This is a genomic window from Pseudomonas sp. NFACC24-1, assembly GCF_900115235.1.
GTDB classification, from domain to species: Bacteria; Pseudomonadota; Gammaproteobacteria; order Pseudomonadales; family Pseudomonadaceae; genus Aquipseudomonas; species Aquipseudomonas fluorescens_AA.
Window position 1 is genome coordinate 407,689 of record NZ_FOVS01000001.1, and the last position, 13,266, is coordinate 420,954.

The window sequence follows — 13,266 nt, forward strand, 5'->3', positions numbered from 1 at the left end:
AGTCTGCATGCCGGTCATCGAATCGCACCTGGATCCCCACAGCGCTGACTTCGCACGCAACCACGCGGCGATGCTGGCCGGTGTCGAACAACTGCGCCAACTCGAACGGGCCGTGCTGGCGAAAGCCGCCCAGGCCCAGGACAAGTTCGACCAGCGCGGCCAACTGTTGCCACGCCAGCGCCTGAACCTGCTGCTGGACCCCGGCGCGCCGTTCCTCGAGCTGGCGAGCCTGGCCGGCTACAAACTCCATGACGACAAGGACGGTAGCCAGGCCGGCGGCGGCCTGATCGCCGGGATCGGCTATGTGTCCGGGGTGCGGGCACTGGTGGTGGCCAACAACAGCGCGATCAAGGGCGGCACCATTTCCCCCAGCGGTTTGCACAAGACCCTGCGCCTGCAACAGATCGCCATGGAAAACAAACTGCCGGTCATCACCCTCGCCGAAAGTGGCGGCGCCAATCTCAATTACGCGGCGCAGATTTTCGTCGAAGGCGCGCGCTGCTTCGCCAATCAGGCACGCATGTCGGCCATGGGCCTGCCGCAGATCACCGTCGTGCATGGCTCGGCCACGGCCGGTGGCGCCTATCAGCCGGGTTTGTCGGATTACGTGGTGGTGGTGCGCGACAAGGCGCGGCTGTTCCTGGCCGGGCCGCCGTTGCTCAAGGCCGCGACCGGCGAAGTGGCCAGCGAAGAGGAACTGGGTGGTGCGCTGATGCACGTGCAGGTGGCCGGCACTGCCGAATACCTGGCGGAGAACGACGCCGATGGCATACGCCTGGCCCGGGAAATCCTCGATTTGCTGCCCTGGAATGCACAATTGCCGCCACAGCCCGAACGGACCTGGACGGAGCCGCTCTACCCCACCGAGGAATTATTGGGACTGGTGCCCGACGACCCGAAGAAGCCCTATGACGTGGTGGAAATCATCGCCCGCATCGCCGACGGCTCGTATTTCCTGGCCTTCAAAAGCGAATTCGACACCCAGACGATTTGCGGCCACCTGCACATCCGCGGCCATGCCTGCGGCCTGATCGGCAACAACGGCCCCATCACGCCACAGGGCGCGGCCAAGGCCGCGCAATTCATCCAGTTGTGTGATCAGAGCCGCACGCCGCTGCTGTTCTTGCACAACACCACCGGGTTCATGGTCGGCACCGAGTCGGAGCGACAAGGGGTGATCAAGCATGGCGCCAAGATGATCCAGGCCGTGGCCAATGCCCGGGTGCCCAAGCTGACCGTCGTGGTGGGCGGCTCCTATGGTGCCGGCAACTACGCCATGTGCGGCCGCGGGCTTGACCCGCGCTTCATCTTCGCCTGGCCCAACAGCCACACCGCCGTGATGGGCGGCGCCCAGGCCGGCAAGGTCCTGCGGATGGTCACCGAGGCCACGCAACTCAAGAACGGCCTGAGCCCCGACCCGAAGATGCTGGACCTGCTCGAGCAAACCACCGCGCAGCAACTCGACAGCCAATCCACCGCCCTCTACGGCAGCGCCAGCCTGTGGGACGACGGGCTCATCGACCCGCGCGACACTCGCACTTTGCTGGGCGTGCTGCTGGACATCTGTCATGAGGCCGAGCAGCGCCCCTTGCAAGCCAACAGCTTCGGCGTGGCCCGCTTCTGAGCGCAACCTCCAGGAGAACAATAAAAATGATCTTCACCCAGGAACACGAAGCACTGCGGCGCACCGTCCGCCAGTTTGTCGACCACGACATCAATCCCTACGTCGACGAATGGGAACGGGCCGGGCGTTTCCCCATCCACGAGATTTTCCGCAAGGCCGGCGAGCTGGGCCTGCTGGGTATTTCCAAGCCGCAGGCCTTCGGCGGCATGGGCCTGGACTACAGCTATTCGATCGTCGCGGCCGAGGAATTCGGCACTATTCATTGCGGCGGCGTGCCGATGTCCATCGGCGTGCAGACCGACATGTGCACCCCGGCCCTGGCCCGTTTCGGCTCCGACGAGTTGCGTGAAGCGTTCCTGCGCCCGGCCATTCGCGGCGAACAAGTGGGCTGCATCGGCGTCTCGGAAGTCGGTGCCGGCTCCGATGTCGCCGGCCTCAAGACCACGGCGCGCAAGGACGGCGACGACTACGTCATCAATGGCAGCAAGATGTGGATCACCAATGCGCCGAGCGCTGACTTCATCTGCCTGTTGGCGAATACCTCGGACGACAAGCCCCACGTCAACAAATCGCTGATCATGGTGCCGATGCGCAGCGCCGGCATCAGCCTCGGCCAGCACCTGGACAAACTCGGCATGCGCAGCTCGGAAACCGCCCAGGTGTTTTTCGACGACGTGCGGGTGCCACAACGCAATCGCATCGGCCAGGAAGGTGCCGGGTTCATGATGCAGATGCTGCAATTCCAGGAAGAACGCCTGTTCGGCGCAGCCAACATGCTCAAGGGCCTGGAGCATTGCATCGACAGCACCATCGAGTACTGCAAGGAGCGCAAGACCTTCGGCACGGCCCTGATCGACAACCAGGTGATCCACTTCCGCCTGGCGGAACTGGCCAGCGAAATCGAATGCCTGCGGGCGCTGGTCTACCAGGCCACCGAGCAGTACATCCACGGCCAGGACGTCACGCGACTGGCCTCGATGGCCAAGCTCAAGGCCGGACGCCTGGCCCGGGAAACCACCGACAGTTGCCTGCAATACTGGGGCGGCATGGGCTTCATGTGGGACAACCCGGTCGCCCGCGCCTATCGCGACGTACGGCTGGTGTCCATCGGTGCCGGCGCGGACGAAATCATGCTGGGCATCATCTGCAAGCTCATGGGCATTTTGCCGGGGAAGAACAAGTGAGCGGTTTGCCTGACAGGCCGCTATCGCGAGCAAGCTCGCTCCCACATTTTCACCACTCACTGTGGGAGCGAGCTCGCTCGCGATGAGGCCCGAACAAACACCACACCCCAGGAATGCCCCCATGCCCGCCTTCAGCAAAATCCTCATCGCCAACCGCGGCGAAATCGCCTGTCGCATCCAGCGCACCGCCCAGGCCCTGGGTTATCGCACGGTGGCGGTGTTCAGCGAGGCCGACGCCGATGCGCTGCACGTACGCATGGCCGATGAAGCCGTGCTGATCGGACCGGCCCCGGTGCAGCAGTCCTATCTCGACCCCTTGGCCATTCTCGAGGCGGCCCGGCGCAGCGGCGCCGATGCGATCCACCCCGGCTACGGCTTCCTTTCGGAAAATGCAGGGTTCGCCCACGCCTGCGCGCAGGCCGGCCTGGTTTTCATCGGCCCCAGCCCCGAGGCCATCGAGCTGATGGGCAGCAAGCGTCGCGCAAAAATCGCCATGATCCAAGCCGGTGTTCCCTGCATTGCCGGTTACCAGGGCGCCGCCCAGGACGACGACACGCTGCAACGCGAAGCCGGGCACATCGGCTACCCGCTGATGATCAAGGCCAGTGCCGGTGGCGGCGGCCGCGGCATGCGCCTGGTCCAGCGCGCCGAGGGGCTGCTGGAGCAGTTGCGCAGCGCACGCTCGGAAGCCCTGCACGGCTTCGGCAGCGACGAGTTGATCCTCGAACAAGCCTTGATCGATCCGCGGCATGTGGAAGTGCAGATCTTCGGCGACCACCACGGCCAGTTGATCCACCTGGGCGAACGGGACTGTTCGATCCAGCGGCGTCACCAGAAAATCATCGAGGAAGCGCCCTGCCCGGTCATGACCGCCGACCTGCGCCGGGCCATGGGCGAGGCGGCACTCACGGCGGGGCGCGCAGTGAATTACGTCGGTGCCGGGACCGTGGAATTCCTGCTCGCGGCGGACGGTCGGTTTTACTTCCTGGAGATGAACACGCGCCTGCAGGTCGAACACCCGGTCACCGAGTTGATCACCGGCCTGGACCTGGTGGCCTGGCAATTGGACGTCGCCGCCGGCAGGCCGCTGCCCCTGCGCCAGGAGCAGGTGACGCTCAGCGGCCATGCCCTGCAAGTGCGGTTGTACGCCGAGGATCCAGCGGCGGATTTCCTGCCCCAGACCGGGCGCTTGGTTGGCTGGGAGCCCCCCATCCGCGACGGTGTGCGAGTCGACCATGGCCTGCTGCAGGGCCAGGCCATCACGCCGTTCTACGATTCGATGCTGGGCAAACTCATCGTCCACGGCGCCACCCGTGACGAAGCACGCCGCAAACTGTTGCGAGCGGTGGAGGAATGCGTGCTGCTTGGGGTCCAGAGCAACCAGCGCTTGCTCGCCAGCTTGCTGGCGCATCCAGGGTTCATCGACGGTGACTTCAACACCGGCTTCATCGGCCAGCATTTTGCCAATCATGCGGCGCTTCTGCCCCTTGAGCCCTCGGCCGAACAACTGGCCATCGCCACCGCGGCGTTTTATCAGGCATCGCAGGCACGGCATGCACCCGGCCTGGGCGGATGGCGCAGCAGCATCGGCACGGCGCTGACTTATCGGATCGGCGTCGGGGAACGTGACTGGGTGCTGAGCCTTGAAACCGAAACCGACGGGACACTGAACATCCGCAGTGACGGGCGCCTGGTCGAACTGAGGCTGCTCGACGTTGATGCGCAGGGCGCAACGCTGGTCATCGACGGGATTCGCCAGCGCCACGCCTGGCGCCTCGAAGGCCACGATCTCTGGCTGTCCACCCGCCCCGGCGGCCTGCACTTGCAAGACCGGACCCTGGCCCCTGTCGCCAGCAAGGCCAGTGCCGGTGCCAGTACGCTCCTGGCGCCCATGGACGGTGCCATTGTCGAGGTACTGGTCAGCGAAGGCAGTCCGGTGCGCCAAGGCCAACTGCTGATGGTGCTCGAAGCGATGAAAATGGAACACCCACTCAAGGCAGGCATCGACGGGGTGGTCAGGCATTTGCAGGTCACGCCGGGTGATCAGGTGAGAAAACGCCAGGTTTTGTTGCGCGTTGAAACAGCCCACTAGTCGGATGCCTGGGGTTTGACTACGCTCAAACCCATCAGCACGCCGATACCGGGAACACTGCAATGCCTCACTGGCTGGTGATTGATCTGGAGGCCACCACCGATGAAGGTGGCTGGCCGGTAACCGAAATGGAAATTATCGAAATCGGCGCCACGCTGGTGAGTCGTGACGGCCGCGAAGTGGATCATTTCCAGCGCTTCGTGCGGCCCCTGAGACGACCGCTGCTCACGCCTTTCTGTCGCGAACTGACCCACATCACCCAGGCCAGTATCGACGGCGCCGCGCCCTTGACCGAGGTCTGGCCGGCGTTCGAGCGCTGGCTGGCGCCGTATCATCCGAAGCTGGAAAGCTGGGTCAGCTGGGGCGACTACGACCGCAAGCAACTGCTTCAGGAATGGCAGCGCCAGCAGTTGCACAGCGTCCTCGCCCAGGTGCCGCACATGAACCTCAAGCAACGCTTCGCCAAGGCCCGTCGGCTGGAACGACCGCTGGGGCTCAATGGCGCGCTGCAACTGGCCGGCCTGCAATTTTGCGGGCAGCAGCACCGCGCCCTGGAAGATGCCCGCAATACCGCGCGGTTGTTGCCTCTGGTGCTTCCGGGTTGAGCGGCATCTACCTCCCGGCGCGGCAGATGACGGATGTTGCAGCCTTGTGCATACTGGCCGGCCTTTTTCAGCCCCTTTTTCGAGGAATCGCCCATGTTTAAAGTCAACGAGTACTTCGACGGCACCGTCAAGTCGATCGCTTTTGGCACTGCCGAAGGCCCCGCGACCATCGGCGTCATGGCACCGGGCGAATATGAGTTCGGCACGGCCCAACGGGAAATCATGCACGTCGTCTCCGGCGCCCTGACCGTGAAGCTGCCCGACAGCACCGATTGGGAAACCTTCGCGGCCGGCAGCCAGTTCAATGTACCGGCCAATAGCAAGTTCCAGCTCAAAGTGGCCGTCGACACCGCTTACCTGTGTGAATACCGCGGCTGATTCTGTGGCATAGATACGCCGCTCATCTGTGGCGAGGATAAATCCCCTCGCCACAGATTTTTGTTCACGGTTCTGTTTATTCGAGCACTTCAACCGGCATGCCGGCTTCAAGCCGACCGTTGCTGTCGTTGACCAGGTTCTGGCCGAACATCGCACCGTCCGGCGTCGAACGGTATTGCTGCAACGTGGCAAAGGGTTCGCGATCAGGATCGCGTTCGCCGGTGTGCGGATCGACCGTGGTCATGATGCAACGCGAGCAGGGCTTGACCAGCCGGAACTCCACCTCGCCGATACGAATACGCTTCCAACCGTCCTCGGCAAACGCCTCGCTGCCCTCCACCACCAGGTTGGGACGAAAGCGCAACATCTCCAGCGAGCGGCCGACACGGCTCGACAGGTCCTGCAATGAGGCCTGGCCAATCAGCAGCAGGGGGAAACCATCGGCAAAGGCGACCTTGTCGTCATCCTTGCCATAACCGGCGGCGGTGGTGCGCGCCAGTTCCACCGGCACGTGCACCAGCCGCGTGGGGTTGCCGATGAATTCGCTGACCCAGGCCGCAGCCTCATCACCGGCATCCGGCACACGCAAGGTGTCACGCCAGATGATCACGCCGCGCCGTCGTTCTTGCTGGGTGGGTGGCAGCGGCACGTCGATGGCGCCATGGCCCGGCGCGCTGAGCGTCAGGCCACCCGCCTCGTTCCACAAGGCAGAAAGCTGGCTCATCTTCGCCACGGCGCGCTGGGTCAGGAACCGCCCCGTGCCCTCATCCACCAGCATCCAGCGCCGATCACCGTCCAGCCCTAGCTTGTCCAGGCCGATTTGCTGCAGGGGCTGACCCTTGCCGGACTTCAACGGATACCGATACAGCGCGCTCAGCCGCAACATGGTCAACTTCCCTGGTGGCAAAAAATGCCACCTTATACGAGCCGGCCATTGAAGCAAACCACCATCGGTTTCAGTCGAGCATCAGCCGCTGGCGCACCACGTCGACCAGCTTGTCCGGCTGGAATTTGGAGAGGAAGTTGTCGCAACCGACCTTCTTGACCATCGAATCGTTGAAGCTGCCGGACAGCGAGGTGTGCAGTACGACATAGAGCCCACGCAAACGCGGGTCGTTACGGATTTCGGTGGTCAAGCGGTAGCCGTCCATTTCCGGCATTTCCGCGTCGGTGAAGATCATCAGCAATTTGTCGGTCATGACCTCGCCGGTATCGGCCCAGGCCTTGAGCATGTTCAGGGCCTTCAGGCCGTCGCTGGCGATGTGCATTTTCACGCCCAGTTGACCCAGAGTGTCGCGCAATTGCGAGAGCGCGACGTTGGAGTCGTCCACCAGCAGCACTTCGCGGCCACGGGCGCGCTCCAGCACCGGGTCTTCGAGTTTGTCCCGGGAGACCTTGGCGTTGTACGGCACGATTTCGGCCAGGACTTTTTCCACGTCGATGATTTCCACCAACTGATCGTCCACCTTGCTGATGGCGGTCAGGTAGTGCTCGCGGCCGGCGCTGGTCGGCGGTGGCAGGATGGCTTCCCAGTTCATGTTGACGATGCGGTCGACGCCGCCCACCAGGAACGCCTGAACCGAACGGTTGTATTCGGTCACGATAATGGTGCTGTTGGCGCCTGGCACCAGCGGACGCATGCCAATGGCCTGGGACAGGTCGATCACCGGCAGCGTCTGGCCTCGCAGATTGACCACGCCACACACGAACGGGTGGCGTTGCGGCATCAGGGTCAACTTCGGCAGTTGCAGGACTTCCTGGACCTTGAACACGTTAATGGCAAACAACTGCCGACCCGCCAGGCGAAACATGAGAATTTCCAGGCGATTCTCACCCACCAGTTGGGTTCGTTGATCTACTGTGTCGAGAATGCCGGCCATCGATGACTCCTGGGCTTGTTCGGATGAATCCAATAAAACCGATATCGGCCGCACGAACCGATTCTTGACCCCGGATTAAAATACACGCGGGGAATTGATATCACATTAACATCATGCTTTACTGGCTTCACGATTTCATCTGCCATTTAATCCCGCTGCGCGACTCCGGTTTGCGCACTAAGTTCCCCTGTCTAAGGGATTCCCCTAGGCACAATCAGGTCCAACCTGATATTCCCGTTATCCAATAGCCATTAATGTGACGCCATTCTCATTGCTGAACGGAGTCAGGCTTTTGTGCGCGACCACAGGACATCGGACCTGCAGCCTTTCGGCCGATCCCACCCGTGTAATCGTTTACGAATTCACCTTCGCTGAACGGCACGGGCGTGTATTCGCGCGTCCGTCCACGGTCGACCTTGAGATCCAGCCGTTCGCCATACGCGGTTTCCTTTCGCCTGACATGATGTTGTGGAGATAAGCATGCCGAACGATCGTAGGAACTGGAGTCAACGTCTTCCCGAACTTCTGATCGAGGCCGAGACACTGCTGGCCAAGTCGGAGGAATGCCTGAGCCATCTGCAATTGATCAACAATGACAAGGACGCCATCGATTGCATGCTCAGCACCTTGCTGAAACTGGCAAACAAGACCAATGCCCTGGCGCTGGAAGCCGTTTCGGAGTTTTCCCTGCATATCCATGGCTTGCTCAGCCATGCGCAAAACCACATGGAATTGCATGACCAGGCCCTGGATGCCTTGAAGGATTGCTTCACCCTGATGGCTTGGCAATTGGAACTGGTCGATCACACCACCGGCCAGTTGAGCCTGGACAACAGCGAACAAACGTCCTTGATCGAGGCATTCGCTTTCCAGGTCGGCCAGAGTCCCGACCAGGCATTGGCCGCATCACGTCCGCTGGCGTTGGTGTCTTATCCCCAGAAACAAGCCTGACACGATGGCAATGCGCCTGCTCCCCAGTGCTTTCACGGCACCATGCCGAGCGCGACCAACGATAGGCGAAGTGGTACTATCTCCCGCGTCAGCCACTTCCAGGCAGCGCCGTAATAGCCGCCAACCGAAGCAGCCTTCGACCTGAAACGTTTACCCGACCCGGCCTGTCAGATGAGCTGACCGGCCTGCCCGCAGCGAACATTCATTGGCTCCATCCGCTATGCACGCCAGCCTCAAGTCATTCATCACCTGGCCTCCCTCCCGAGAAAACGCCCGTCGCTTCACATTATTATTGTGCGTGTGCTCGACCCTCGGCTGCCTGCTGACCTACCTGTACGCCCACACGGTGCCGCTGGGCCTGCTGGCCCTGAATGTCGCGGCCTTGAGCTGTGTCTGGATCCACCATCGATTGTCGCGCAAGTCCATCAAGTTCCAGCCCCAGGAGCTGGCCGACCGGTTGCTCGAGGTCCAGGAGAATGAGCGCCATCGGCTCAGCCGCGAATTGCATGACGACATTGGCCAATTGCTGACCGCGGCGAAACTGCAAGGCGAATGGCTCAAGCGTCGGATGCCGGAAGAATTGCAAGGTCAGTGCGCGCTCCTGTGCGAAACCCTGGACGAAACCCTCAACAAGGTCCGCGACGTATCGGCGATCCTCAACCCCAGGGAGCTGACCAGCCTCGGGCTTGAGGCCAGCCTGCGGGCGCACCTGCTCAAGACGCTGGCCAACGCCCCGGTGAAGTGGAGCCTCGATTGCCAGCAGCGCATGACGGGTATCCCGGAGGAGATGTCGGTCGCGGTGTTCCGGATCACCCAGGAAGCAGTCACCAATATCTTGCGCCATGCCCGGGCGACGAATCTGCTGGTACGCCTGCAACGCCTGCCCGACGGCCTGACCCTGCTGATCAGCGACGACGGCCTGGGATTTGTCCCGGCCAGCCACCCCGCTCGCGAAGGCCAACGGGGCATGGCCGGCATGTCGGAGCGGGTCGAACAATTGGGCGGCACCCTCAAGGTCGTGAGCGAGGCCGGCAAAGGCACGCACATCGAAGCACGCTTTCCCTGGGCACCGCGTGCCCTGGAACGAGCCAGTAAGAATAAGGTTTTCCTTTGATTTGTAATTTGCTCCTGGTAGACGACCATTCCCTGATCAGGGCCGGCGTACGAGCTCTGGTCATGGATATCCCGGACTATGCCGTGATCGGCGAAGCCAATGACGGCACACAATTGGTGGAGCTGGTAGAACGACTGAACCCCGACATCGTGCTACTGGACATTTCCATGAAGGACACCAGCGGCCTGGATGCCTTGCAACAACTCAAGCGGGTGCGCCCCCACAGCAAGGTGCTGATCCTGTCGATGCATACGGATCCTGCGTTGATCATGCAGGCGCTGGAATCAGGCGCCCATGGCTACCTGCTCAAGGACACCACCGCCACCGAGCTGAGACACGCCCTGGAAGCGCTGCGCAATGACGAACGCTACCTGAGCCCGGCCATCGCCCACACGGTGATCAACCAGGCGCTGACCCGTGTCCAGAAACATCAGCCGGACCCTGCCCAGGCCCATAACCTGACGGCACGCCAGCTGGAAATTCTGCGACTGATCGTGCGCGGCAAATCCACTCGGGAAATTGCCAATGGGCTGAACCTGAGCGTCAAGACCGTGGAAACCCACCGGGCGCAAGTCATGAAGCGCTTGCAGATCCATGACGTGGCCGGTCTTGTGCTGTTCGCGGTGCGTGAGCAAATCATCAGCCTGGATGACTGAGCGCCGTCGCGCCGCCCAACAGCGACGAATCGGACGGCAGGTGCAGCCGCAGCGCCTTCGGACGGACAGTGAAGCGCAGGGTGTCGACCTGCAACGGTTCGCCATCGAGATTGATGTCCAGGCCTTGCGCGACCTTGATTTCCACCCATGGCAAGCGCGCACGGACAAACATGTTGTCGATGCCCAGGCCGCCTGCGAGCAAATCCTTCAACGTACTGACCACTTCCTGGGGCGCCGGCAGGATGCTGATGTCCAGCAACCCATCATCAGCCAACGCTTGCGGGCACAGCACATGGCCTCCCCCCGCCTGCCGGCCATTACCGATGCCCAGCGCGAGCAAATCGCCCTGCCAGTAAAAATCGGGACCCTGCAACTCACCATAGGCGGTACTCAGTTCACTGAATCGAGACAGGCCCGTGAACAGGTAGGCGGCGCCGCCCAAGACCTTCTTGAGATCCTCGGAGGTGTTCGCCGTCACCTGGCTGCCAAAACCGCCGGTGGCCATGTTCAGGAAAATCCGCCCACCGACTTCCCCCACATCAACGGCCTGGGGCGCAACGTCCAATAGATCTAGGGCCTGCGCGGGTTCCAACGGAACACCCGCCGCCCGGGCGAAATCATTGGCCGTGCCCAGCGGCAGCAATACCAGGCTGGCATCGCTGGACTTGTGGACGATCGCCTCGGCGATATCACGCAAGGTTCCATCACCGCCGCCAGCGATCAGTCGCGTATAACCGGCATCCAGGGCTTCATCGACGCATCGCTGGGCATCACCGGCTTCCCAGGTCAACCGTACCGCCAGCTCCCAGCCCTGTTCGCGCTTGAGCATCACTGCCGAGCGAACCTCTTCGTTGAGCGCTTGCTTGCCATGCAGAATCAACAGCGCCTTGCCTTTGCTCATCGTGGTCTCCGTCATTGGAAGGTTCAGGCATGGGACCGCTCATTGGCGCGAAAAAGCCCGGCGCGTCTCAATTTATTCAACGAACAGGACGACTGGTCCGATCGACACGCACTGATTCGAAGAGTTTTCTTACAAGATCTGGCGAATCAGCTCAATTGACCCTCTAGCGGTATTGAGACACCTTGGCTTCATGTTTTGCTGGATCGCTTAAACCCTCATCACACAAGGAAGCATTCTCCCATGGATGGATACGTCACGGCCCGCAGGGGCCGGATCAGTCGCTCGAACAGTTATGGCCAAGGGGATGGACCGTCCCATGCATAACCGTGAATACAAGCTGTCGCCCCGGCAGCTCGCGTCCTTTGGAAGCGGGCGCGCCGATACTCGAAACGAATGCAAAAGTTGCAGTAATCCCGTTGGAGGAATTGATTTGGAACCGCGCGTCGTTGAACTGGAAACCCACCTCAAATACATCCGCAAAGACATGGATGAAATACGCACCGACGTCAAGGTGATCCGCCACAGGCTGGCCTATTCGGCTGGCGCCGCGGCGGTGGTACTCGGTCTGCTGGGCTGGATTGCCAACAATCGATTCGATCAGTTGGTGATGCTGCTCACGCGATAAAGGTGAGGCGCACAAAAGGCCCGAGCGTCCAACTCGGGCCGGAGAACACCTGCCATGTGCTAGCCCAGGATTTCGCTCAAGGGAATGAAGCCCACTTCGTTGCCCTCCACCAGCGTCTGCCCTTCGAGCACCTCGACCAACCCGTCGGCCCAGGCCGCGCTGCGCAGGACACCCGAGCTCTGGTTTCGGTAGATGATCGCTCGACCATTCTCCATACGGCCTCGCAGGTATTCTCGGCGACTGCCCGCCTTTGGCCAGGCGAAACCGGCCGGCACCTTGAACTTGAGCGGCGCCACCGACTGAACGCCTTGGCGTCTCAATAGGTAAGGCCTTGCCAGCAAGGCGAACGTCACGAGGGTCGAAGCGGGGTTTCCAGGCAGGCCTATGACCGGCACGCCACGGTAATTCCCGCACGTCAACGGCTTACCCGGTTTGATGGCGAGTTTCCACAGCGCCAGCTCGCCATCCTCGCGCAAGGCGATACCCAGGAAGTCCGCCTCCCCCACCGATACCCCGCCGGTGGACAGGATCAGATCGACATCCGACAACTGTGCCAGGCGCTCACGGGTGGCCGACAAATCGTCGGGCAGGATACCCGCGTCAACCACCTCGCAGCCCATGCGTTGCAGCCAGCCACACAGCAGCACGCGGTTGCTGTTATAGATCTGGCCAGGACCCAACACCTGACCGGGCTCGACCAGTTCATCGCCCGTGGACAGGACGGCGACGCGGGCCTTGCGCACCACGTCCAGCGACGCACAGCCCAAGGATGCCGCCAAGCCCAGCTCGATCGGCCCCAGGCGAGTCCCGGCAGAAAGGACTTGCTCGCCAACAGTGGTCTCCTGTCCCTGGGGACGAATGTTCTGCCCGCTGACCATCGGCTCGGTAAACCGCACCCGCTGGTCGCTTTCGACCACGGCGTTTTCCTGCATCTCGACGCAATCGGCGCCGGCAGGGACTGGCGCCCCCGTGAAGATCCGCGCGCAGGTACCAACGGCCAACGGCTCCGGAGCCTGGCCGGCGAAAATCCGCTGGCTGACCACCAACGGCTCGCCGTTCCAGTCCGCCAACCGCAGGGCATAGCCATCCATGGCACTGTTGGGCCATGGCGGCAAATCAAGGGTCGAGACCAGATCCTCGGCGAGCACTCGCCCTGACGCCGCGGCCAAAGGCAAATGTTCGCGCTGAACGATCGGCGTGGCCGCCGCCATCTCGAGCAGCCGCTCCAACGCCACTTCGACGGCCATCAAGGCGCC

The 13,266-nt window shown here is 62.2% G+C and carries 13 protein-coding genes; 9 read left to right on the forward strand and 4 right to left on the reverse strand.

All coding sequences use genetic code 11. The features are described from left to right. Positions 1-7 precede the first annotated feature (7 nt). The 5 genes from atuC (at position 8) to BM317_RS01910 (ending at position 5,883) form a co-directional block, all read left to right on the forward strand. On the forward strand, positions 8-1,624 hold the full coding sequence (gene atuC / locus BM317_RS01890) for a geranyl-CoA carboxylase subunit beta (RefSeq protein WP_092472898.1): 1,617 nt from the start codon (positions 8-10) through the stop codon (positions 1,622-1,624). 26 nt (positions 1,625-1,650) lie between these two features. After that, positions 1,651-2,808 (forward strand): citronellyl-CoA dehydrogenase, encoded by a 1,158-nt coding sequence (gene atuD / locus BM317_RS01895; RefSeq protein ID WP_092166799.1) that lies wholly within the window; start codon positions 1,651-1,653, stop codon positions 2,806-2,808. A gap of 121 nt (positions 2,809-2,929) precedes the next feature. Then, on the forward strand, positions 2,930-4,900 hold the full coding sequence (locus BM317_RS01900) for an acetyl/propionyl/methylcrotonyl-CoA carboxylase subunit alpha (RefSeq protein WP_092472900.1): 1,971 nt from the start codon (positions 2,930-2,932) through the stop codon (positions 4,898-4,900). A 62-nt stretch (positions 4,901-4,962) separates the two neighbouring features. Further along, positions 4,963-5,505 (forward strand): 3'-5' exonuclease, encoded by a 543-nt coding sequence (locus tag BM317_RS01905; RefSeq protein WP_092166801.1) that lies wholly within the window; start codon positions 4,963-4,965, stop codon positions 5,503-5,505. Between the two features lie 93 nt (positions 5,506-5,598). After that, entirely contained in the window at positions 5,599-5,883 is a 285-nt protein-coding gene (locus tag BM317_RS01910; protein ID WP_003183665.1) for a pyrimidine/purine nucleoside phosphorylase, read from the forward strand. A 76-nt stretch (positions 5,884-5,959) separates the two neighbouring features. Here the strand turns inward: BM317_RS01910 and BM317_RS01915 are convergent, their stop codons facing one another. Further along, complete coding sequence (locus tag BM317_RS01915) at positions 5,960-6,769, reverse strand: MOSC domain-containing protein (RefSeq protein WP_092472902.1); 810 nt, start codon at positions 6,767-6,769, stop codon at positions 5,960-5,962. Positions 6,770-6,839: 70 nt separating this feature from the next. After that, positions 6,840-7,763: a chemotaxis protein CheV gene (locus tag BM317_RS01920; protein WP_053120553.1), complete on the reverse strand. Its 924-nt coding sequence runs from the start codon at positions 7,761-7,763 to the stop codon at positions 6,840-6,842. Between the two features lie 480 nt (positions 7,764-8,243). On the opposite strand from BM317_RS01920, the gene BM317_RS01925 reads away from it, so the two are divergent. From BM317_RS01925 to BM317_RS01935, 3 genes are all read left to right on the forward strand, one after another. Further along, a complete protein-coding gene (locus BM317_RS01925) occupies positions 8,244-8,714 on the forward strand; it encodes a hypothetical protein (protein ID WP_060738514.1) in 471 nt (156 codons plus the stop codon). 220 nt (positions 8,715-8,934) lie between these two features. Then, positions 8,935-9,828: a sensor histidine kinase gene (locus tag BM317_RS01930; protein ID WP_092166803.1), complete on the forward strand. Its 894-nt coding sequence runs from the start codon at positions 8,935-8,937 to the stop codon at positions 9,826-9,828. After that, positions 9,825-10,484, forward strand: coding sequence for a response regulator (locus tag BM317_RS01935; RefSeq protein WP_092166804.1), 660 nt, complete (start codon positions 9,825-9,827; stop codon positions 10,482-10,484). The genes BM317_RS01930 and BM317_RS01935 overlap by 4 nt, the downstream gene beginning before the upstream one ends. Here BM317_RS01935 and yegS read toward each other — a convergent pair. Further along, positions 10,468-11,385: a lipid kinase YegS gene (gene yegS, locus BM317_RS01940; protein ID WP_092472904.1), complete on the reverse strand. Its 918-nt coding sequence runs from the start codon at positions 11,383-11,385 to the stop codon at positions 10,468-10,470. The two genes, BM317_RS01935 and yegS, sit on opposite strands and share 17 nt — an antisense overlap. 316 nt (positions 11,386-11,701) lie before the next feature. Between yegS and BM317_RS30955 the strand changes: the two genes are divergently transcribed. Continuing rightward, positions 11,702-12,010, forward strand: a complete 309-nt coding sequence (locus BM317_RS30955; protein ID WP_256326538.1) for a hypothetical protein — start codon at positions 11,702-11,704, stop codon at positions 12,008-12,010. A 59-nt stretch (positions 12,011-12,069) separates the two neighbouring features. Here the strand turns inward: BM317_RS30955 and glp are convergent, their stop codons facing one another. Continuing rightward, positions 12,070-13,257, reverse strand: a complete 1,188-nt coding sequence (gene glp, locus BM317_RS01950) for a molybdopterin molybdotransferase MoeA (protein ID WP_170866241.1) — start codon at positions 13,255-13,257, stop codon at positions 12,070-12,072. Positions 13,258-13,266 lie beyond the last annotated feature (9 nt).

Bases quoted from the DNA above. Each gene is read 5' to 3' on its own strand.
- BM317_RS01900 (WP_092472900.1), top strand. From the start codon at position 2,930: ATGCCCGCCTTCAGCAAAATCCTCATCGCCAACCGCGGCGAAATCGCC.
- BM317_RS01905 (WP_092166801.1), top strand. From the start codon at position 4,963: ATGCCTCACTGGCTGGTGATTGATCTGGAGGCCACCACCGATGAAGGT.
- BM317_RS01920 (WP_053120553.1), bottom strand. From the start codon at position 7,763: ATGGCCGGCATTCTCGACACAGTAGATCAACGAACCCAACTGGTGGGT.
- BM317_RS01930 (WP_092166803.1), top strand. From the start codon at position 8,935: ATGCACGCCAGCCTCAAGTCATTCATCACCTGGCCTCCCTCCCGAGAA.
- BM317_RS01915 (WP_092472902.1), bottom strand. From the start codon at position 6,769: ATGTTGCGGCTGAGCGCGCTGTATCGGTATCCGTTGAAGTCCGGCAAG.
- glp (WP_170866241.1), bottom strand. From the start codon at position 13,257: ATGGCCGTCGAAGTGGCGTTGGAGCGGCTGCTCGAGATGGCGGCGGCC.
- BM317_RS01925 (WP_060738514.1), top strand. From the start codon at position 8,244: ATGCCGAACGATCGTAGGAACTGGAGTCAACGTCTTCCCGAACTTCTG.
- atuD (WP_092166799.1), top strand. From the start codon at position 1,651: ATGATCTTCACCCAGGAACACGAAGCACTGCGGCGCACCGTCCGCCAG.
- atuC (WP_092472898.1), top strand. From the start codon at position 8: ATGCCGGTCATCGAATCGCACCTGGATCCCCACAGCGCTGACTTCGCA.
- BM317_RS30955 (WP_256326538.1), top strand. From the start codon at position 11,702: ATGCATAACCGTGAATACAAGCTGTCGCCCCGGCAGCTCGCGTCCTTT.
- BM317_RS01910 (WP_003183665.1), top strand. From the start codon at position 5,599: ATGTTTAAAGTCAACGAGTACTTCGACGGCACCGTCAAGTCGATCGCT.
- yegS (WP_092472904.1), bottom strand. From the start codon at position 11,385: ATGAGCAAAGGCAAGGCGCTGTTGATTCTGCATGGCAAGCAAGCGCTC.